This is a genomic window from Vibrio cholerae ATCC 14035 (genome assembly GCF_000621645.1).
GTDB classification, from domain to species: Bacteria; Pseudomonadota; Gammaproteobacteria; order Enterobacterales; family Vibrionaceae; genus Vibrio; species Vibrio cholerae.
The window spans coordinates 50,238-72,165 of record NZ_JHXR01000010.1 but is presented as its reverse complement, the minus strand read 5'-3'; the positions used below and the strand labels follow the sequence as shown (position 1 = coordinate 72,165).

17 protein-coding genes are annotated in these 21,928 nt (G+C 49.6%); 13 read left to right on the top strand and 4 right to left on the bottom strand.

Translation table 11 applies throughout. From position 1 onward, the window contains the following. Positions 1 to 3: 3 nt before the first annotated feature. From rbsA to T411_RS0107205, 8 genes are all read left to right on the top strand, one after another. The gene (gene rbsA / locus T411_RS0107240) at positions 4 to 1,506 is read left to right on the top strand and encodes a ribose ABC transporter ATP-binding protein RbsA (protein WP_000189455.1); all 1,503 of its coding nucleotides are present in this window, start codon (positions 4 to 6) and stop codon (positions 1,504 to 1,506) included. A 14-nt stretch (positions 1,507 to 1,520) separates the two neighbouring features. After that, positions 1,521 to 2,504 (top strand): ribose ABC transporter permease, encoded by a 984-nt coding sequence (gene rbsC / locus T411_RS0107235; protein ID WP_000107609.1) that lies wholly within the window; start codon positions 1,521 to 1,523, stop codon positions 2,502 to 2,504. 60 nt (positions 2,505 to 2,564) lie between these two features. Further along, positions 2,565 to 3,443 carry a ribose ABC transporter substrate-binding protein RbsB gene (gene rbsB, locus T411_RS0107230; protein ID WP_000737186.1) on the top strand — a complete coding sequence of 293 codons (879 nt, stop codon included), beginning with the start codon at positions 2,565 to 2,567 and terminating at the stop codon, positions 3,441 to 3,443. A gap of 138 nt (positions 3,444 to 3,581) precedes the next feature. Further along, positions 3,582 to 4,502 carry a ribokinase gene (gene rbsK, locus T411_RS0107225; protein WP_001038380.1) on the top strand — a complete coding sequence of 307 codons (921 nt, stop codon included), beginning with the start codon at positions 3,582 to 3,584 and terminating at the stop codon, positions 4,500 to 4,502. A gap of 10 nt (positions 4,503 to 4,512) precedes the next feature. Beyond that, on the top strand, positions 4,513 to 5,517 hold the full coding sequence (locus tag T411_RS0107220) for a substrate-binding domain-containing protein (protein WP_000224436.1): 1,005 nt from the start codon (positions 4,513 to 4,515) through the stop codon (positions 5,515 to 5,517). 125 nt (positions 5,518 to 5,642) lie between these two features. Beyond that, complete coding sequence (gene pnuC, locus T411_RS0107215; protein ID WP_000365214.1) at positions 5,643 to 6,377, top strand: nicotinamide riboside transporter PnuC; 735 nt, start codon at positions 5,643 to 5,645, stop codon at positions 6,375 to 6,377. Further along, the gene (locus T411_RS0107210; RefSeq protein ID WP_000027390.1) at positions 6,374 to 7,105 is read left to right on the top strand and encodes a nucleoside phosphorylase; all 732 of its coding nucleotides are present in this window, start codon (positions 6,374 to 6,376) and stop codon (positions 7,103 to 7,105) included. Before pnuC ends, T411_RS0107210 begins: the two co-directional genes overlap by 4 nt. A gap of 139 nt (positions 7,106 to 7,244) precedes the next feature. Continuing rightward, positions 7,245 to 7,925, top strand: a complete 681-nt coding sequence (locus T411_RS0107205) for a Crp/Fnr family transcriptional regulator (protein ID WP_001177495.1) — start codon at positions 7,245 to 7,247, stop codon at positions 7,923 to 7,925. Between the two features lie 52 nt (positions 7,926 to 7,977). Here T411_RS0107205 and glpQ read toward each other — a convergent pair whose 3' ends face one another. The 3 genes from glpQ to T411_RS0107190 form a co-directional block, all read right to left on the bottom strand. Then, entirely contained in the window at positions 7,978 to 9,045 is a 1,068-nt protein-coding gene (glpQ, locus tag T411_RS0107200; RefSeq protein WP_000917228.1) for a glycerophosphodiester phosphodiesterase, read from the bottom strand. Between the two features lie 153 nt (positions 9,046 to 9,198). Continuing rightward, positions 9,199 to 10,557, bottom strand: coding sequence for a glycerol-3-phosphate transporter (gene glpT, locus T411_RS0107195; protein WP_000462374.1), 1,359 nt, complete (start codon positions 10,555 to 10,557; stop codon positions 9,199 to 9,201). A gap of 425 nt (positions 10,558 to 10,982) precedes the next feature. Next, positions 10,983 to 11,330, bottom strand: coding sequence for a DUF3316 domain-containing protein (locus tag T411_RS0107190; protein ID WP_000720501.1), 348 nt, complete (start codon positions 11,328 to 11,330; stop codon positions 10,983 to 10,985). A gap of 446 nt (positions 11,331 to 11,776) precedes the next feature. Between T411_RS0107190 and T411_RS0107185 the strand changes: the two genes are divergently transcribed. Further along, complete coding sequence (locus tag T411_RS0107185) at positions 11,777 to 12,946, top strand: lytic polysaccharide monooxygenase (protein ID WP_000873599.1); 1,170 nt, start codon at positions 11,777 to 11,779, stop codon at positions 12,944 to 12,946. Positions 12,947 to 13,060: 114 nt separating this feature from the next. Here T411_RS0107185 and T411_RS0107180 read toward each other — a convergent pair whose 3' ends face one another. After that, on the bottom strand, positions 13,061 to 15,115 hold the full coding sequence (locus T411_RS0107180) for a sensor histidine kinase (protein WP_000773430.1): 2,055 nt from the start codon (positions 15,113 to 15,115) through the stop codon (positions 13,061 to 13,063). A 289-nt stretch (positions 15,116 to 15,404) separates the two neighbouring features. Between T411_RS0107180 and T411_RS0107175 the strand changes: the two genes are divergently transcribed. The 4 genes from T411_RS0107175 to lhgO all read left to right on the top strand — a co-directional run bounded on the left by T411_RS0107175 (position 15,405) and on the right by lhgO (position 21,589). Beyond that, positions 15,405 to 16,757 carry a sigma-54-dependent transcriptional regulator gene (locus tag T411_RS0107175; RefSeq protein ID WP_000445762.1) on the top strand — a complete coding sequence of 451 codons (1,353 nt, stop codon included), beginning with the start codon at positions 15,405 to 15,407 and terminating at the stop codon, positions 16,755 to 16,757. A 301-nt stretch (positions 16,758 to 17,058) separates the two neighbouring features. Then, positions 17,059 to 18,066 (top strand): TAXI family TRAP transporter solute-binding subunit, encoded by a 1,008-nt coding sequence (locus T411_RS0107165; protein ID WP_000810879.1) that lies wholly within the window; start codon positions 17,059 to 17,061, stop codon positions 18,064 to 18,066. A 173-nt stretch (positions 18,067 to 18,239) separates the two neighbouring features. Continuing rightward, a complete protein-coding gene (locus T411_RS0107160) occupies positions 18,240 to 20,381 on the top strand; it encodes a TRAP transporter permease (protein WP_000072009.1) in 2,142 nt (713 codons plus the stop codon). Next, positions 20,378 to 21,589: an L-2-hydroxyglutarate oxidase gene (gene lhgO / locus T411_RS0107155; protein WP_000220537.1), complete on the top strand. Its 1,212-nt coding sequence runs from the start codon at positions 20,378 to 20,380 to the stop codon at positions 21,587 to 21,589. Before T411_RS0107160 ends, lhgO begins: the two co-directional genes overlap by 4 nt. Positions 21,590 to 21,928 lie beyond the last annotated feature (339 nt).

Sequence of the window (21,928 nt, the reverse complement as noted above, 5' to 3'; positions counted from 1 at the left end):
ACTATGACTCAAGCAATTTTAGCCCTGAGCCAAATTGAAAAAGCGTTCCCTGGCGTGAAAGCCTTGGACAAAGCGAGCCTGAATGTCTATCCGGGGCGGGTAATGGCGTTAATGGGTGAAAACGGTGCTGGCAAATCAACCTTGATGAAAGTTCTGACCGGCATTTATAGCAAAGATGCGGGCAGCATTGAGTATCAAGGCCAACCTGTCAGTTTTAAAGGCCCACGAGATTCGCAGCTGGCGGGCATCAGCATTATTCACCAAGAGCTCAACCTGATCCCGCAGCTGACGATTGCGGAAAATATTTTCCTTGGCCGTGAGATGACTTCGCCATTCGGACGCATTCTGTGGGATGAAATGCATCGTAAAGCGGATCAACTGCTCGCACGTTTGAATGTGAAACACAGTGCTAAAACCTTGCTCGGAGAGCTGAGCTTGGGTGAGCAGCAGATGGTGGAAATTGCCAAAGCGCTGTCGTTTGAATCGAAAGTTATCATCATGGATGAACCGACCGATGCGCTGACCGATACCGAAACCGAATCTCTGTTTAATGTCATTAATGAACTGCGCGAACAAGGCTGCGGCATTGTGTATATCTCACACCGTTTGAAAGAAATTTTTGAGATTTGTGACGACATCACAGTGCTGCGTGACGGCAAATTTATTGGCGAGTGCCGCGTGTGCGATACCAATGAAGATGGCCTGATTGAGATGATGGTTGGCCGTAAACTGGAAGAGCAGTACCCACGTATTGCCGCGCAGCAGGGTGACATCAGCCTTGAGGTGATTGGCCTAACTGGCTCGGGTGTGCACGATGTCAGCTTTACGCTTAAAAAAGGCGAGATTCTTGGTGTCTCTGGCCTGATGGGGGCTGGGCGCACTGAACTGATGAAGGTGATTTATGGCGCGCTCCCTTCGGAGCGTGGCGTGATTAACCTCAACGGGCGCACGGTTAACCCTGTCAGTCCGCAAGATGGTTTGGCCAATGGCATCGCCTATATTTCTGAAGATCGTAAAGGCGATGGCTTGGTACTCGGTCTTTCGGTGAAAGAGAACATGTCACTTTGCGCGCTCGATCAACTGAGCAAAGGTGTGCAAATTCGTCATGCCGATGAAGTGATTGCTGTGGATGACTTTATTCGTCTGTTCAACATCAAAACCCCAAGTCGTGAGCAAATCATTGGCAACCTTTCTGGGGGCAATCAGCAGAAAGTGGCGATCGCTAAAGGACTGATGACCAAACCCAAAGTACTGATTTTGGACGAACCGACTCGCGGTGTTGACGTTGGCGCCAAAAAAGAGATTTACCAACTGATCAACCAATTCAAAGCTGAAGGCATGAGCATCATTTTAGTCTCCTCAGAAATGCCCGAAGTGCTGGGCATGAGTGACCGCATTCTGGTGATGCATGAAGGGCGGATTAGCGGCGAGTTTATGGCGAGCGAAGCCGATCAAGAGAAATTAATGGCGTGTGCGGTAGGGCGTAACCCTGCTCACGCAGCATGAAACAAGGATACAGCATGAGTACCCGAACCATGACTAATACGACATCTGATAACCGTAAAAAACTGCTCAGCAAAGAGTGGTTGATTGAACAAAAATCGCTGATCGCACTGCTGTTTTTAGTGGTTGTCGTCTCTTTCTTAAACCCGAATTTTTTCACGGTTGATAACTTACTGAATATTCTGCGCCAAACTTCGGTCAACGCGATCATCGCGGTGGGTATGACCTTGGTCATCTTAACCGCAGGGATTGATTTGAGCGTTGGCTCAGTATTAGCACTGTGTGGCGCTTTTGCGGCCACCTTAGTGGCGATGGAAGTTCCTGTTCTGGTAGCTGTGCCTACGGCTTTGCTGGCTGGTGCTGCGCTTGGCGCAATCAGCGGCATCATCATTGCCAAAGGCAAAGTGCAGGCCTTTATCGCGACGTTAGTGACGATGACTCTGCTGCGCGGTGTCACTATGGTGTACACCGATGGGCGTCCGATTTCGACCGGATTCACTGATACGGCGGACACCTTTGCATGGTTTGGTACAGGCTACACATTGGGCATTCCGGTTCCGGTATGGCTGATGGTCGTGGTATTTGCCGGCGCTTGGTACTTGCTCAATCACACTCGCTTTGGCCGCTATGTGTATGCAGTGGGCGGCAACGAATCAGCAACTCGCCTTTCAGGTATCAACGTAGATCGCGTCAAAATCGGCGTGTATGCCATCTGTGGTTTACTGGCTGCGCTAGCAGGCATCATCGTCACATCTCGCCTTTCTTCTGCGCAACCTACTGCGGGTATGGGCTATGAGTTGGATGCGATTGCGGCTGTGGTGCTAGGGGGCACCAGTTTGATGGGCGGTAAAGGTCGCATCATGGGCACGCTGATCGGCGCTCTCATCATCGGATTTTTAAACAACGCATTGAACTTGCTCGATGTTTCCTCCTACTACCAAATGATTGCGAAAGCTGTGGTTATTTTGCTGGCGGTCTTGGTAGACAACAAAAATAAATAAAACGTGAATCCGCCTCAGCAGGGCAAGAGCTGCGAGGCGCAACCAAAAAGGACTATGAGAATGAAAAAACTGACCACTCTTATCTCTGCTGCTCTACTTTCCACTTCGGTTTCTTTTGTTGCGCAAGCGCAAGATACCGTGGCGATTGTTCTTTCAACGCTGAACAACCCGTTTTTCGTGACCATGAAGGATGGAGCCGAAGCGAAAGCCAAAGAACTTGGCTACAACCTGATTGTGCTGGACTCGCAAAATGACCCAAGCAAAGAGCTTTCGAACGTGGAAGACCTTACTGTGCGCGGCGTGAAAGCGATTCTGATCAACCCGACTGATTCGGATGCGGTTTCTAACGCGATTCGTATCGCGAACCGCTCCAAGATCCCAGTGCTGACGCTTGACCGTGGCGCGAGCCGTGGTGAGGTAGTGAGCCACATTGCGTCCGATAACGTAGTCGGCGGCGAAATGGCAGGCCATTTTATTGAAGCGAAAATTGGTAGCGATGCCAAAGTGATCCAACTGGAAGGCATCGCCGGAACTTCAGCGGCGCGTGAGCGTGGTGAAGGTTTCATGAATGCAGTGAAAGGCAGCAAGATGCAACTGCTGGCTAGCCAACCTGCGGATTTCGACCGCACTAAAGGTTTGAACGTAATGGAAAACCTACTGGCAGCGAACCCTGATGTTCAAGCGGTTTTCGCGCAAAACGATGAAATGGCATTGGGTGCACTGCGTGCAATTCAAGCGTCAGGCAAGTCGGTGATGATTGTTGGCTTTGATGGCACCGATGATGGCATCGCAGCGGTAGAGCGCGGTCAATTAGCCGCCACTGTCGCACAGCAGCCAGACATGATTGGCGCGATTGGTATTGAAACTGCCGACAAAATGCTCAAGGGTGAAAAAGTGGAAGCTTACATCCCAGTCGCTCTGAAAGTGATTGCAAAATAATCTCCTCTTTCCCTCCTCACATGAGGAGGGAAAACCGAGCGGTTTACTGGTTTTATTTTCCTCGTTTACCCAACGAATAAAGAGGGTATCAGCCATTAAACCACTCTGTTTTTCCTCATCAATACAAAGGATAACCGTATGAATAAGTTGGTGGTTCTGGGTAGCGTCAATGCAGACCATGTGCTGCAAGTGCCTTCATTTCCTCGCCCCGGAGAAACCCTACACGGGCGCAATTATCAAGTCATTCCGGGCGGAAAAGGGGCAAACCAAGCGGTTGCCGCCGCGCGTATGCAAGCGGATGTAGGTTTCATTGCCTGTGTTGGCGATGATTCGTTTGGCATTAATATTCGTGAAAGTTTTAAGCTAGATGGCATTAATACGGCGGGCGTGAAGCTGCAACCGAATTGTCCAACTGGTATTGCGATGATTCAAGTTTCAGACAGTGGTGAGAACAGTATCTGTATTTCTGCAGAAGCCAATGCCAAGCTGACGGCCGCTGCGATTGAGCCCGATCTTGCGGCGATTCGGGATGCACGTTATTTGCTGATGCAACTGGAAACACCGCTTGATGGCATTTTAAAAGCAGCGCAAGAAGCCAAAACGGCCAAAACCAATGTGATTCTTAACCCTGCACCAGCCCGTGAACTGCCTGATGAGTTGCTGAAGTGTGTAGATCTGATTACGCCGAACGAAACCGAAGCGGAAGTGCTCACCGGAATTACGGTTTATGATGATTCTAGCGCGCAGCAAGCGGCGGACGCTTTACACTGTAAAGGCATCGAGATTGTGATTATTACCCTTGGTTCAAAGGGTGTGTGGCTGAGCCAAAATGGTCGCGGGCAACGAATTCCCGGTTTTGTGGTGAAAGCCACGGACACCACCGCCGCAGGTGATACCTTTAACGGTGCATTGGTGACTGGCTTGTTGCAAGAAATGCCTCTAGAATCAGCCATTAAGTTTGCCCATGCCGCTGCCGCAATTTCGGTAACACGCTTTGGTGCACAAACCTCGATTCCCACTCGTGCGGAAGTTGAGGCCTTTTTAGCAGAACACTCATAGGAGAAAACACATGGCCACCATGAAGGATATCGCTCGACTTGCTGGCGTCTCCACTTCAACCGTAAGCCATGTGATCAATAAGAGTCGTTTTGTGAGTGATGAAATTGCTGAGCGGGTGAATAACGCCGCTCAGCAACTCAATTACGCCCCCTCCGCTCTCGCGCGTAGCCTCAAAATGAACCGCACCAAAACCATTGGCATGTTAGTGACCACCTCGACCAACCCATTTTTTGGTGAAGTGGTAAAAGGCGTAGAGCGAAGCTGTTATCACCAAGGCTACAACCTAATCTTGTGCAATACCGAAGGGGATAACCAACGCATGAAAGCCAGCATCAACACCTTGCTGCAAAAGCGTGTCGATGGTTTGCTGCTGATGTGCTCAACCCTTGAGGGTGAAAGGTTGGATGTGTTTGACCGCTATCCCGACATTCCTATTGTGGTCATGGACTGGGGCCCGATCCTTTTTGCGAGTGACAAAATTCAAGACAACTCACTGCAAGGTGGCTACATGGCGGCCAAGCATCTGATTGAGTGTGGGCATAAAGAGATTGGTTGTATCACAGGTCCGCTGATTCGCCACCAAGCACAGATGCGTTATGAAGGTTACAAACGTGCGCTCGCGGAAGCGGGAATTGCCATTAATCCAGATTGGATTGTGGAATCTGACTTCGAGTGTGAAGGTGGTTACCAAGCCTTTGAAAAACTCTATCAGCGTGGCAAATTGCCCAGTGCTTTGTTTGTTTCCAATGACATGATGGCGATGGGCGTGATTCAAGCCGCTAGCCAACGAGGTTTGCGAGTGCCGGACGATCTTTCCTTGATTGGCTACGATGATGTGCATATCGCTAAGTTTATGACCCCGGCGTTAACCACCATCCATCAACCCAAATACCGCCTCGGCAAAGCCGCTGTGGATACCCTGCTTTATCGGTTGGAAAATCCAGACACCACTGCGCAAGTGGTACAGTTAGAGCCGACTTTAGTGGTGCGTAATAGTGTACGAAAACTCGGCTAGCGCTCTCCGCTCGTCCCATTGTTCTAATTTATGATCCAAACCAATCGAAGAGGACAAATGTCCTCTCGCTTTCCTCATATTGTTCCTTATAGTGTGGCAAGTCATAACAATGAGAGATAGAACAAATGGATCTGATGACTTTTTTTGATATTAACCACACCCTAGTCAATATTCCGATCGGTGGCGGATATGCCATGTCGTGGATTGAAGCGGTAGGAACGCTGTTTGGTTTGCTGTGTATCTGGTTTGCGAGCCAAGAAAAAACCATTAACTATTTGTTTGGCTTGATTAATGTCACGCTGTTTGCGGTGATTTTCTATCAGATCCAACTGTATGGCATCTTGTTGCTCCAGCTGTTTTTCTTCTGCGCCAACATTTATGGCTGGTATGCGTGGACTCGTCCCAATGCCCAAGGGGATACGCTCGTCGTGCGTTGGATGAGCAGCCAAAAATTGCTGCTCACGGCATGCATTAGCGTGATCAGCATTATCTTGATGACCATTTATATCGATCCGGTATTCTTTTCTTTAGCCAATATTACCGTTGATGTATTGAATCTGTTCGGCGCACAGTTGGATCGCCCAGTGTTATCTCCGGATGCTTTCCCATTCTGGGATGCGACGATGACAGTACTTTCTGTGGTGGCGCAGATTTTGATGACGCGTAAATACGTGGAAAACTGGATTCTGTGGGTGGTGATCAACATCATCAGTGTCGGAATTTATGCGGCGCAAGGTGTGTATGCCCTCTCTATCGAATACGCGATTTTGCTGTTCATCGCTGCCAATGGCACTCGAGCTTGGATGCAAACCGCTCGCCATAATGCAGAAAAAAACCTGACCATTGAGGCAACTGCATGAGCATTCAACCTCACATTCATGTTGCTCAAGTGGCGCCACGTGTTGTGGTCTGCGGTGAACCGAATCGTGCGAACCGCATTGCCAGCTTGTTGAATAACGCTAAGCTTGTGGCGGAAAACCGCGAATACCGCTTATTCAGTGGTGAGTTCGAAGGGCAGCCGATGACCGTATGCAGCACAGGGATTGGTGCGCCATCCATAATCATCGCGGTGGAAGAGTTAGCGCGAAGTGGTGCAAAAGCCATTGTGCGAGTAGGTTCTGCAGGCGCAATGCAGTCAGAAATCGGATTAGGTGAACTGATTTTGGTGGAAGGCGCAGTGCGTGATGAGGGCGGTTCAAAGGCATATATTGGCGCCGCTTATCCGGCTTACTCAAGCTTTGAATTGGTGCTGGAGATGCAACGCTTTTTAGCTGAGCAGTCAGTACCCATTCACCGAGGTATTGTTCGCTCGCATGACAGCTTTTATACCGATGAAGAAGCAGAACTGTGCCGTTATTGGCATCGCAAAGGGATTCTTGCGGCGGATATGGAAACCTCTGCGCTACTCACGGTTGGCCGTTTACGCGGGTTACAGGTCGCTTCCGTTCTCAATAATGTGGTGTTGTATGAGCAAGATGTGCAAGAGGGCGTGAATCAATACGTCAATGCTGATCAAAGAATGATGCAGGGTGAAACGCTGGCTGCACGTGCTGCTTTGCATGCATTAAACGCGCTTAAATTCGATTAGTCCCAACCTATTCACGACCCATTACATGGCCTCACTCAATGAGCGGTATTGCTTAGTTGAGTGAGGAATCTAGGTAGAGCTTCGCCTAATAGCAAAAAACAGGTAGCCTATGCTCATGTGAATCGAATTTCAAAACGCTATGCAACTTACCGCGAATACTACCGGCCGTTTCTCAGGCTATTTGAATGCGCAACTGCCTGCGTTTCGTCTGGCGTTGGCTCAATGTCAAACCGCGACAAAAAGGTTTGATGCGGGTGAGGCGCTGTTGCAGCAAGGCCAACCTGTTGAGTCACTGTATGTGGTGTCTTGTGGTCGAGTTTCGATGCATATTCTGGCGGCTAATGGACGCCGTTTTCAACTCGGTGAAGTGCAGTGTGACGATCACCTGTTTGGCGAGATGGAGTTTTTTACCGCTATGCCTTGTCAGTGGAATGTGGTGGCTGAAGAACCGATTCAAGCGATGGTCATTTGTGCTCAGAAGCTGCAAGAGTGCCTTGAACAGCAACCTGTGTTTAGCCTGTTTTTTGCTTCTGCTTTAGCGCAGGATTACCAAGAGTCGCTGGACATTTACACGCAGCGTTTGATGCATTCAATCAGCTTTAACATTGCGTATGATCTGCTGCTCCAGCATGAAACTCGGGTCAATTTGGGTGGCTTTGAACGGATGGAGCCAGAAGCGGAACGCTTTGGTACATCGAGCCGAGTGTATCGCCGAGCGGTGAAAGAGTTGGTGGATAGGGGATTGGTTGAAAAAGGTGAGCGTGGACTTATCATCAAAGATCTTGAAGCTCTGCGTGCTTTTGTGGCCAGCTTTGAATAAGCGAGGTGTCCCTCGCTTATTCGCTGACTGGCGATAATGTCAATTTAAAGCATTATTGATTTAAGAAAGCCACCGCTTTATCGGGGAAGTCAGTGAACAGACCATCGACTTTCACTTGGTTGTAGAACACATCCAACATCCCTTCGAAGTTGTCTGCCCAAGGTGCAATGCGCCCTTTATCGGCTCGGAAAGTGTAAGGATGCACCACGAGGCCAGCCTCTTTTGCTTGCTTCATCAACGGCTTAATCATGATGTTGTCTTTGGTGGAAGCATCATCAACCAACATAGGTTTCCAAGGGCCGATGCCATCGGCGTATTGCGCGACTTTGGCCATGCCGCCTTCGGCAAACATCCAGTCATAGTCATAAGGTGTGGCTTGGTCTGCTTGATAAACCATGGTTTCGTTCCAGTCGGTGTACGCCAGCAGCTGAACTAGATTGAGATCCATCTTCATTGCAGGAAGCAGCTCATCATTAATGCGTTTTAGCTCGATAGGGTCAAAACATTGCAGATAGATTTTGTCGTCTTTGCTGTCGTAACCATACTGCTTTAGCACTTTGAGGACGGCTTGAGAAATATCTTTGCCTTCGTGGCGGTGAAACCAAGGTGCTTTGATTTCAGGGTAGATACCAATGTTGTAACCGAGCGTTTTATTGAGCCCTTGAATCAGCTCAATTTCTTCTGCGAGAGTCGGGACAGTGAAATCCCCTTTCCAAAGAGGGAAACGATCAGGAAAACCGGCGACTTTATTGCCTTGCGCATCAATATCAAACCCTTCCGTGACACGCAGGGTTTTGATTTCGGCTAAGGTAAAGTCAATCGCGTAATAACGGCCATCGGCTCGTGCGCGGTTAGGGAAACGCTCCGCAACATCGGTGACGCGATCCAAATAGTGATCATGTAATACCACCAATTGATCGTCTTTGGTCATCACCACATCTTGCTCGATGTAATCCGGTTTCATCGCATAAGCCAGTGTTTTGGCTTCTAATGTATGTTCTGGCAAGTAGCCAGAGGCTCCACGGTGAGCAATCACTATTGGTTCTGCAGAAACAATGCTTGAAAATAAAGACGTTGAGCAGGCCAGAGCCAGCAGAGAAAGCGAGAATGGTTTTAGCATCATGAATTCCTTTTTTGTTCTTCCCGGCCCTAAGGCGTCAAATGGCGCGTGACGTTAGGGTGGGAGAGAGAGTTGCCGCGCTCCTAATCAGGTAAGAGCGCGGCGAGGGGGACAAGCTATACTGACGATGTTATTGCTTGATGACACACGCTCTTAAATGGTCGCTTGTTTAAGCTTATCGTTATGGTGAGCGCGTTCGCCAACGAAAGCGTAAATCAAGCAGAGCACTGAGAGTACACAAGAGGCAACCAAGACCATGAAGCCGCCATCCCAACCGAAGTGGTCAACGGTATAGCCCAATATCGCGTTAGCTGCCACAGCACCACCTAAGTAGCCAAAGAGACCAGTCAGACCTGCTGCGGTACCGGCGGCTTTCTTCGGAGCCAGTTCCAGAGCGTAAAGGCCAATCAGCATCACAGGGCCGTAGATCAAAAAGCCGATCGCGACCAGAGCAGCCATATCTACCGCTGGGTTACCAGCTGGGTTGAACCAGTAAACCAGAACTGCCAGAGTTACTAAAACCATGAACAGGATGCCTGCTGGAGCGCGGCGGCCTTTAAACACTTTGTCGGAAATCCAACCACACAACAAAGTACCCGGAATGCCCGCCCACTCGTACAGGAAGTAAGCCCAAGAAGATTTATCAACCGTGAAGTGTTTGGCTTCTTTGAGGTAAACCGGAGCCCAGTCAAGTACACCGTAGCGGATCAGGTAAACGAAGGCGTTAGCAATCGCAATCGACCAAAGCAGTTTGTTGTTGAAGACATACTTAAAGAAGATCTCTTTCGCAGTCATCTCATTTTCATGCGACTTATCGTAATCATCGGGATAGTCGTTTTTGTACTCTTCAATCGGTGGTAAACCACAAGATTGAGGAGTATCGCGCATGACTAGCCAAGTAAATACGGCAACCAGCACCGCAAAGAAAGCGGGGACATAGAAGGCCGTGCGCCAATCATCGTTAAACATCCATAGGCCGAGCAGGAAAATGGGGCCAATCAAACCACCACCGACGTTGTGAGCGACGTTCCAGACCGAAACAATCTCACCACGCTCTTTGCGTGACCACCAGTGCACCATAGTACGGCCACAAGCAGGCCAACCCATGCCTTGGAACCAGCCGTTTAAGAACAGCAGAATAAACATCGCAGTAATGCTGCCCGTTGCCCATGGCATAAAGCCGAAGCAGAACATCACTAGTGCCGAAAGGAGTAGACCTGCACTCAGAAAGTAGCGCGGGTTAGAACGGTCAGAGACGTTCCCCATCAAAAATTTAGACAGACCATACGCGATTGAAACCGCACCGAGAGCCACACCCAGATCGCCACGACTAAAGCCTTGTTCAATCAGGTAAGGCATTGCCAAGCTAAAGTTCTTACGAACCAAATAGTAGCCTGCATAGCCAACAAAAATACCGATGAAAAGTTGCCAACGAAGGCGTGAATAGACGCTGTCCACCTTATCGGATGGCAGCCGCTGCGTATGCGCAGCCGGTTTGAAGAGCTCGAACATAGTGACCTCATTGTTTTTGCGATGGTATAAACCTCTACTATCGGAACTCACAGTACAGATGTGAGCATCACCGCAGTAAAGAAATGGCGAACGAGCAATTTATTTTCGTTCGAAAGTGTCGAGATTCTTATGTTTCTGAATTGTTATTACTGTGATTGATGTGGCACGTGAATTATTTTACGTATAGAAACAAATTGTAAATTTTCGATTTTGTTGACTTTAATCGCAAAATTAAGCGTTTGGATTATTTCCATTGCTTTTGTGGTGATGAAATTTTCGTCTGAAATTAAATGTAGATTGAACGAAAATAAAACAGTTTCGTAAATTGAGTGTTGGAAGTGCAGATGGGGATAAGAAGAGAGGGAATGGACGTAGGAGGGTGAATCAATGGCAATCCTTTGCCATCTGAGACAGGTTTGATCGACTTAGTCGCGATTGCTTTCACGAGTTTTGTATTGGTAGTCGACTTTAACAATCGAGCGATACTCAACGACACCTGGCTGTTTTGCAAAAGATTGAACCACAACTTCAGTACCATCAATCTTGACACTTTTTGGCACAACGCTGTTCTGCCATACTGAAAGTTCATTCGCTAATTTGTTGCTAGGTAGAGCTTGTAACTGCTCGATTTTCTTAAATCCAGCGGCGTAAGCTTGTTCTTGGCTCGCGTAAACACCCGCATTGATTGAGCGTGCTTTGTGGTTGGTATCGATAGACGCAAACGCACCAGCACTGAGAGTAAGAGCGGTAACGGCGAGAATAATCTTTTTCATAAGTTTTCCTTATTGAGTTTGAAAGCTGTAATGAGTTTCTAAAAGTAATTTGTTTTCTCTTATTGAGAGAGGTATTCATACTATCAATGGTTATGTAAAGAGTCCGTCAAGTAGGGTAAAGCTTTTGAAAAGGTATGGTTGGGTTTCTTTACATAAACTGACTTAAGCTGGGTTTTCATGACACTGTTAAGTCTCCATCAGCCTTAGTTTTCTGATTTAGCATCGTCACACCGGGCTCTGGCTAAGGGAGTTTGAAGTGCCTCGAAGAGCCCAAGAAAGCCAAGACTGTTGCATGTAGTTACTGGAAAGTAGGCGGCAAATTGACGATTTCCCGCGTGGTTTTGTGCCGAAATTGACACGTTATTTTGGGGTTATTGCTAGCTTTTGTTAGCCATTTGTAAACAGAAATGGCGAATAACAAGAGTCACAATCAAGAAGGAATAACCATGAAATACGGATTAAAAATCAGTGCGCTAGGCTCAGTCATACTCGGGGTTTTGGCGGCTTCGCAGGTACAAGCACATGGTTGGGTGGAATTCCCAAGCGCAAGACAAAACACCTGTTACCTCGACGGTGGTTTTTGGGATAACGCGATTCCAAATCAGGCTTGTCAGGCGGCCTATGATGTTTCCGGTGCTTTTCCGTTTGTGCAGCGCAATGAAATATCGGCCAATGTGCAGAAGTATCGGGATATGGCCGCAGTAAAAGCGGTGGTGAAAGATGGCGAGCTCTGTTCGGCGGGCGATAAAGCCAAAGCGGGCTTGAATGTGCCTTCTGCCCATTGGCAAAAAACCGGAATCACCCTAGATGCCAATGGTCAAATTGAGGTCGTGTTCCATGCGGCAACCCCTCACAATCCCTCGTATTGGCAATTTTATTTAAGTAAAGCGACTTACGACCACACCAAGCCACTGACGTGGGATGACTTGGAATTGGTTGGCAGCTCGGACGATGTGGCCGCGGGAAGTGATAAGAAATACCGTTTTAAAGTCACCTTGCCACAAGATCGCAGTGGCGATGCGATTCTTTACACGCGCTGGCAGCGGGTAGATGCAGGTGGTGAAGGCTTTTATAACTGCAGTGACATCACCTTTGGCGGCACTACCACGCCACCAGATCCGACTGACCCGACCGATCCGGTTAAGCTCACCGCTTTGGGTTACTACGTACCACAAGGGTTTGGCCCTGTTGAAGTCGGAGACAGTGTTCGCTTGCGAACATTTGATACGACAGGTATGGAAACGACAGATATTGCCTTGCCAATCCGTGCCAACAATTTGGAGACTTGGCCTGCCGAGCTCGCGGGTCAGTTTAATCAACTGAAAAACGGCGAATGGTTTATTGGTATTTGGCACCAAGAGATGAACCATTACATGTTTGATACGCAAAATCTGTACGCCAACCAAGTCTTTGCGCCAAACAGTAACCTCACTTACCGCTTATCGCTGACGAAGGGAGATACCACGCCACCGACTCAACCCGAAAATGCATGGGATAAGAGCAAGACTTATACCGCGGGTGCGGTAGTCACTCATAAAGGCAAGAGCTGGACTGCCCAGTGGTGGACACAAGGTGAAGAGCCGGGAACCACAGGCGAATGGGGTGTGTGGCGCTAAGCGCGCTGCCTGTTTGACGAACTGAGCATTTATATACAGCCAAAAGGGGCTGTCACTCGCCAAAACAGGTTGTCTCGTACAACCTGTTTTTCTTTTTAACCAAGCGCGTTGCCGCTATTGTGCGGCACGCAAGCGGATTTCAAAGCTCATGCCCGCATCGGGATTATTCGTTGCCACAATACTGCCTTGCATATCTCGCAGGCTATTGGCGACAATCGCTAGGCCAAGCCCTAATCCTTCGCCCATTTTCTTACTGGTTTGAAACGGTTCAAACATGGTGGTTAAGAGTTCTGGTGCAATACCACAGCCGTTATCGCTCACGCGCACGATCACTTGATCTTCTTCACTCACGGCGCTAATGCTGAGCTTCGGTTCTAAGGTTTGACTCATCGCATCTAACGCATTTGACACCAAGTTGCCGAGCACTTGGCGCAAGCGTTGTTCTTCCCCCATCACCAACGGCAGATCGCTAGAAAGTCGAACTCGAACATCCACCGGAGTTAAGCGCGCTTGATGGATGCGCAAAATCTCCTGTAGTGCATCGGGCAGCGAGATGGCTTGCAAAGCGTCGGGGCGATTGAACGCGAAGGATTTGAGTTGGGAAGTCATCGCCGCCATGCGATCAATCAAAGAATGCACCAGCTTAGTGTTGGCTTTGAGCAGTTGGGTTTCACCGCGCTCAAGGAGCAATTCGTTGCTCGAAAGTAGGGTGCGCAAACCGGTAAGGGGCTGATTGAGCTCATGGGTAATCGCACTTGACATACGTCCCAGTGCGGCCATTTTGCTCGCTTCAATCAGCTCTTGTTGAGCGGATTTCAGCGCTGCGGTGCGCTCTTCTACTCGCTGTTGCAAATCGCGATTGGCATTCTGTAGTGCGATTTCCGCTTTCTTGCGTTTACTGATATCAATCAGTGTCACCAAATAGTGGCGGCGATCTTTCCAACTGACCGCAATCAGGGAGAACAGCACCGGAAACAAACTGCCATCACTGCGCCGCGCAACCGTTTCCACGTTGGTGATGTCGGCCAGCTCTTGATGCTCGGTGAGATTTTTCAGCAGCAGTGGCACGGTGGCATTCGGGTTTCCAGTATCAAACAGCGACCAAGCTTGCAGCTGACGCACCATGCTGTCCGAGAGGCTAAAATAGCGCTTCGCCATCGGATTGATCTCTTCAATGCGGCCTTGTCCATCGATCAGCAGCAGCCCAACATGAGTTTTGTTGATCATATTGCGTTGGCGCTCTTCGGCCTCAAACAACACGTGTTGAATCTTGGCTTCACTGAGGCGCTTTTGATACTGCTCGTAACGCAGACGCATCAGTAATAGCAGCAATAATACGCCGACCATGGCACTGGTGCTGATCCAGTTAACCGTGGCATTAAGATTTTTCAGCGGCGTGAGGTAAGTGAGCGTCCAATTCAGATCATCCAGCGTGACGGATTGGGCAAGATAAGGCGCTTGTTCGACTTGCCACAGTGTTAGGCGTGTTCCATCAAATAGACTACGTTTTTGCGCCGCTGCGACCACTTCGGGGTGAGTCGCTATCCAGTCTGCGCTGTAAACTGAACTGCTGGAGAGAAAATAATGGCGTTGAGAATTTTGAAAAAGGATCAACTCATCACTGGCAAACCATTGATCGGCAAGCACGTTTAAATCCACTTGTACGGCAACCGCGCCGACGATCTCGACATCCAGATAAACTGGCGCAGCAACAAAATAGGTGGGGGTGCTGCCAACGGATTTGGTGACAATCGAAATCCCTTCGCGCTGCTGCAAAATTTTATGGATGATGGCTTTGCCATCAGAGAGCTTCCAGTTTTCAGCATTTTTACTGGCCGTTAGCAGTGAACCGGAAAGCGTCAGTATGTACCAACCTTTGGTATTCGCGGCTTTATCGAGTTGCGCCAATTGTTGCTGTAATTGGGCTTGCGGGCGATCATCGCCCTGAAACAGTTTGAGTGTGTTGGCTTCATTGGTCATCAAGTAGGGCAAATGATAAAAGCGGCTTAGGGTGCGCCTCACATCACTGATGTAATCGAGCAAACGCTGTTCGCCGTGGCGCTGCGCTTGCCTCAGCTGCCAGTTTTCACTGACGGCATGCGAACCCCATCGCACCGCGATCAGCAGTAAAATCACCAACACTATCCAACTTGCTTTATTGAGCTTCAAAGCATTTCCCTATTTAAAACGAGCACCGAGCTTGACGGTTCAACTTAGCAACGAAAGCGATAAATGTTAATGACGGGTAACTCAGAAGTGAGAGGCGGCTCCTTTCCAAGCTCGACAAATTTGCTTACTTTAGCCGCACAACAAGTATACCCTTCCTACTTGAAGCTGCAGCGGTGTTGGCTACGTTCGTTGACCCCAATCACATAGTCTACCTATGCTCATGGGGACTCACTCACTTGCCGCCTACCTGCAACTCCAAGTTGTTTGGGTATAGAACAAGGGGTCAAGTGTGGAAAGCCAACGGATTGCATTGATTGAGGACGACGACATTGTGCGTCAAGCCACTGGCCAGTGGTTACAACTGGCGGGTTTTGACGTGGCGATGTTTGCTGATGGCGCATCCGCGTTAGCGGCGATTGAGCAGCAGAGTTTCGCCGCCGTGGTGAGTGATGTACGCCTGCCCGATACCGATGGATTGAGTCTGTTGGTGGCGTTGAAAAATGTGCAATCGCTGATGCCAGTGATTTTGATCACTGGGCATGGCGATGTCGACATGGCGGTGAAAGCACTGCATCAAGGCGCGTTCGATTTTATCGAGAAGCCATTCCAACCGGAGCGCCTTGCCAACACCGTGGCGCAAGCGGTCAGTCAGTACCAAAACGCGCTGTCATCGCAGTCGCGTGCCCACTATCTTGCCTCTGCCAAAGGGTTAGAGCAGATCTTGATTGGGCAGTGTAAGTCGATTCAACTGCTGCGCGAGCAAATCGCCAAAGTCGCAGCGATGGATACCAACGTGATCATTTACGGCGAAACTGGCTGTGGCAAAGAACTGGTGGCGCAGTGTCTGCATCAAGCCAGCGAGCGTCAGCGTGGTCAGTTTGTGGCGATCAACTGTGGCGCGATCCCAGAAAATCTGTTTGAAAGTGAACTGTTCGGCCATGAAGCGGGCGCGTTTACCGGTGCGGTGAAGCGGAGGATTGGCAAGCTGGAACTGGCCGATAAAGGCACGCTGTTTCTGGATGAAATCGAGAGCATGCCGCTGGCCATGCAAGTGAAAGTGCTCCGCGTGCTGCAAGATCATGTGGTAGAGCGGGTGGGCAGTAATCAGCCGATCACCATTGATCTGCGGGTCATCGCGGCAGCCAAGGAAGAGCTGCGTCAACACGCGGAATTTCGCCAAGATCTCTTTTACCGCCTTAATGTCGCGCAGCTCTATTTACCGCCGCTGCGTGAGCGAGGCGACGATATTTTGCTGCTGTTTGAACACTTCTGTGTACAAGTGAAACCGACTTGGCGCAGCCTGAGTGAAGCGGATCGGTTGGCGCTGCTTACTTATCGCTGGCCGGGCAACGTGCGCGAGCTGCGCAATGTCGCGCTGCGTTATGCGCTGGATGACAGCATCAGTGTTGGGGAAATTCTGGCTTCATGTCCGGGAATGACTGAAGAAGAAGCTTCAGCAGGGTTACCGCTGGCGATTCAAGTGCACAACTTTGAACGTAAAGTGATCGCTCAGGCGCTGCATCGCCATCAAGGTAACATCAGTGAAGTGATGAAAGAGCTGGATTTGCCAAGGCGCACCCTAAATCAGAAAATGCAGAAGTTTGGTTTGCTTCGCGGTGATTTTACTGCGCAGGAGGAATGAGCAAAATTTTGCTCATCACTTTTCAATGGTTTTTATTAACATCGATCACATTTAGTTAACCTTGCGTGATCGCTCTCCTGATTTTTGAGCCTAAAACACGCGCGATGATCGGCGGTTTTTTGCTGATGTACTTTAGGCTCAATCAGCAAGATTTTGCTCATTTTTATCTGTTTTGAAAATTAATGTCTTATAAAACAATGGATTAATTTTTGGCATCTTCTTTGCTCTTACTGATATTGTTCATGCTGTACGTTTGGAAACGGTACAGCATCGAAAAATAATCACAACATGGAGAGTCACGATGAAACAAAAGCGCCTTACGCAAACCCTATTAGCCGCCATCACTTCGTTTGGTTTAATCGGTGGAGCTTACGCAGCCGAAGAACGCAGCTACATTCTTGCCACCGCGTCAACCGGAGGAACTTATTACCCCGTAGGTGTAGCTCTGGCGACCCTGACCAAAGTCAAACTCACCCCGAGCTACCACTTTTCACTCTCCGCGATTAGCTCGGCTGGATCGGGTGAAAACGTGAAGTTGATGAACGATAACGAAGCCCAGTTCGCGATTTTGCAAGGTTTGTACGGTGCTTGGGCATGGGCGGGCGAAGGCCCGTATGCGGAGCGTCAAAACCAATTGCGTTCCGTCTCTATGCTGTGGCAGAACGTGGAGCACTTTATTGTGCGCTCTGATCTCGCGCCAACCGGCACCATTGCCGATCTGGCCAGCATGAAAGGGAAAAAGTTTTCGATTGGTTCGAAAAACTCAGGCACGGAATTTTCTGGTCGGCAGATCATGAAAGGGGTTGGCGTTGACCCGGATACCTTTAATCTGGCTTATTTGGGTTACGGCGGCAGTGCTAGTGCGCTGCAAAATGGCACCATTGACGGCATGAACACGCCAGCGGGTGTGCCCGTGGGCGCGGTGACTCAAGCTTTTGCAGCGATGGGCAACGACATCAAGATCCTCTCTTTTACCGATGAGCAGATCAAACAAGCCAACGGTAACTACAATTTGTGGACCAAGTTTGATATTCCGGCGAACACCTATCCGGGCGTCGATAAAACCATCACCACCATTGCTCAGCCGAACTTCCTCGCGGTGCGCACCGACATTTCGGAAGAGGATGTATATCAGCTCACTAAAGCCATGTACGAGAACTTAGCTTTCCTACAAGGCATCCACAAAGCGACCAAAGATATGGCGATTGAAAAAGCCATCGAAGGCTTGCCCATGCCACTGCACGCCGGTGCGGCGCGTTACTACCAAGAAGTGGGGATTAAAATTCCAGCTCACTTGATGCCACAGTAAGTTCGGCGAACGCGAAAGACTGCTCGGGAGCGGGCAGTCTTACCCTTTCAATCACAAATAAAGAAAGGGCATCTCTGTTTTCTTCGTCTATCCCCAAACCGCCGGAAGTGGTTGCAATACGGCTGCTTCGTGCGGGGGATATGGCTTAGTTGTCTCGCTGTTGGAGTAACGCAATGAGCAATTCAGTAGAACAAGAACTGGAAAAGTTCGAAGTGCCGACCCGTACCCGTTTTGGCTGGGTAACGCGCACGATTTCCGTATTGTGTGTGCTGCTGTCACTGGCGCACATTTGGTTTAATACGCTATCCACGTGGTCAGAATTGTGGATTTCGGCCATCCACTTCGCGGGGTTCGCGATGATTTGCGCGCTTTGGTATCCCGCCTTGCCTCGTTGGCGTGAGAGCAAAGTTGCGCTGGCGTTTGATGTGTTGTTAGCGTTGCTGGCACTGGCGTGCTTGATCTATTTGATGTTGGCAGAAGATGCTCTCTATGAGCGCGGGGTGAAATTTGTCACCAGCGATTGGGTGTTTTCAATTCTCGCGATCTTGATTGTGATGGAGATGATCCGCCGCACTATGGGTTGGTTTATCCCCACGCTGATTTTGATCTGTCTGACCTATGTCTCGGTTTGGGGTAAATGGGCAGGCGGCATTTTCCATTTTCCCGGCTTAAGTGCCGAAACCCTGCTGTATCGCAGTTTCTATTCCTCGGAAGGCATGTTTGGCTCGATTGCAGCGATAAGCTGGAGCTTCGTGTTCATGTTCATCCTGTTTGGTGCCTTCTTAGTGCGCTCTGGTGTCGGCGATTACATCATGGATGTGTCACGCGCTGCGGCAGGTAAAGTGGTGGGGGGGCCCGGTTTTATTGCTGTGTTGGCTTCGGGTTTAATGGGGTCGGTTTCAGGCTCTAGTGTCGCGAACACGGTCTCTACGGGCGTTATTACCATTCCCATGATGAAAAAAGCGGGTTTTCCCGCACGTTTCGCCGCAGGGGTGGAAGCGGCAGCTTCGACCGGTGGGCAACTCATGCCGCCGGTGATGGGGGCTGGCGCGTTCATCATGGCGTCGTACACGCAAATTCCGTATGTGGATATTGTTGCAGTGTCGTTTATTCCGGCACTCATCTATTTCCTGTCCGTCGCGTTTTTCGTGCGGATTGAAGCCAAACGCATGGGCGTACAGATTGTCACTACGAGCCAAGAGCCGTTTATGAAAGTGCTGCTGTCGGGTTGGCATAACTTGATCCCACTCGCCGTGTTAGTGACTTTATTGGTGGTAGGTTTTACCCCAACGTACGCGGCGGGCTTGTCGATTCTGTCGGTGATTGTTGCTTCGTGGTTTTCCAAAAATCACAAAATGGGTCCTAAAGCGATCATTGAAGCGTTGGAGCAAGGGGCGAAAAACATGGCGACCACCGCGGTATTGCTGGTCGGTATCGGCTTGGTGATTAACGTGATTAGCACAACGGGCATCGGCAATACCTTCTCATTGATGATCAACAACTGGGCAAATGGCGATCTGCTGACCATGCTGGTGTTGATCACTTTGGCCTCTTTAGTGCTGGGGATGGGGCTGCCAGTAACGGCGGCGTACATTGTGCTGGGTACGCTTTCGGCTCCTGCGCTGTACAAACTGCTGGCCGAAAGCCAGTTGGTGGATTTGATGGTTTCGGGGCAATTACCGGAACAAGCCAAAGCGATTTTCATGCTGGCGGCACCGGATCAACTCAGTTTGCTCAATGCGCCTATGGCGGCGGAAAAAGCCCATGAGCTGATTAGCCTTGTGCCCGCGGATTTTGTGGAAACCTTGCTACAACAAAGCTTAGGGTTAGAAGCGATTGGTCTGGCTCTGCTTTCGGCGCACCTTATTATCTTCTGGCTCTCGCAAGACAGTAACGTGACGCCACCGGTGTGTTTGACGGCATTTGCCGCGGCCACCATCGCCAAAACCCCGCCGATGCGCACCGGATTTACCGCGTGGAAAATTGCTAAAGGCTTGTATTTGGTTCCCGTGTTGATTGCCTATACCCAACTCATCAGTTGGGATGCGACCACGGTTGTCACCATCGGCATCTTCGCGATTTTTGGCACTTACGCCATGATTGGCGCGATTGAAGGCTATCTGGAAGGGCGGCTGAATCTCTTATGGCGTTTGCTGTTGGCGGTGATCGGTGTGCTGCTGGTGTGGCCAAATTTGCCGATTTGGATCCGTTTAGTCTGTGTGGCGCTGTTTATCGCTATCTTTATCTACTCTGGAAAAACGGCAGCGCGTGTTGAGCGTGCCCACAGCGCAGTACGGGGAGCAAAATCTGCATGACTTATGATTACGTGATTGTTGGTGGTGGGATTGTCGGTGTCTCCACGGCTTGGCAACTGAAACTGCGTTATCCGGAAAAATCGATTCTGCTGGTGGAAAAAGAGGCGGGATTCTCCCGCCATCAAACTGGTCACAACAGCGGGGTGATCCATGCGGGGGTTTATTATGCTCCTGGTAGTTTGAAGGCTGATTTTTGTAAACGCGGAGTCGAACGCACTTTGGCGTTTTGCGCGCAACACAATATTCCAGTGGAAAACTGCGGCAAGTTACTGGTGGCCACCAATGAGCAAGAACTCGAACGCATGCACGCACTCTATGATCGCTGCTTACAAAATCAGATCGACGTTGAAAAACTGGATGCCGTGCAGTTGAAGCTGGCGGAGCCCAATATTCGTGGCTTGGGGGCGATCTTGGTGAAAGCGACCAGTATCGTCAATTATCGTCTGGTGACCGAGAAAATGGCCGAAGCCTTTATGCAGTTGGGGGGTGATGTGAAAATAGGCACGGAAGTGGTGGGCTTGGAAGAAACGCCATCCTCGATCACGCTAACTTGCCAACAGAAGAACCAACGCGTGAGTTATCAGGCCAAATTTCTGGTCACCTGTTCAGGCTTAATGGCCGATCGCTTAACCAAGATGCTCGGTTTGCCGACCGATTTTCAGATCATCCCCTATCGTGGCGAATACTATCGTTTGGCACCCAAGCATAACCAAGTGGTGCGTCATCTTATCTACCCGATTCCGGATCCTGAATTGCCGTTTCTCGGCGTACATTTAACTCGCATGATTGATGGCAGCGTGACCGTTGGTCCCAATGCCGTACAAGGTTTTAAGCGTGAAGGTTATTGCAAATGGAATGTTAGCCTCCGCGATGTGTGGGAGATGGTTTGCTTCCCCGGCTTTTGGAAAGTGAGTGCCAAGCACTTTAAAACGGGTATGGTCGAAATGAAAAACTCATGGTGGAAAGCGGGCTACTTACAGTTGGTACGTAAATACTGCCCAAATATCGAACTCGCGGATCTTCAGCCTTACCCTGCAGGCATTCGTGCCCAAGCGGTATTAAGTGATGGTACGCTGGTGCACGATTTTCTGTTTGCCGAAAGTCCGCGCAGTTTGCATGTGTGTAACGCGCCTTCTCCAGCGGCCACTTCCGCAATGCCAATCGGCGAATATCTGTGCGATAAAATCGCGGAAAAATCGCTCGCTTGAACCTCTCAATGCCCATCAATGAAGGTGGGCATTTTCTTCACTTCGAATTGTAAAGTGCTTACATATCATCATCTTTAATTGATTGTTGTGTAACTATTTGCTGATTTTATGTGTAATCATTTGCATATTTTTTGGCACAGAGTCTCATTTCCAAGAAGCCATCTTCACAGAGTTGGAACCCTTATCTCGTTGTAGAAGCAGCGATTCTACCGAAATGCCATTCGGTAACTAATAATAAATCCGTAACTCGGTTGTCTATGTCCGGAACCTATTGTGGTGTGAATACCCTAGGTTTCGAGGGTTACTGCGGCCGAAATTCAGGTCGCATCACGCACGCTA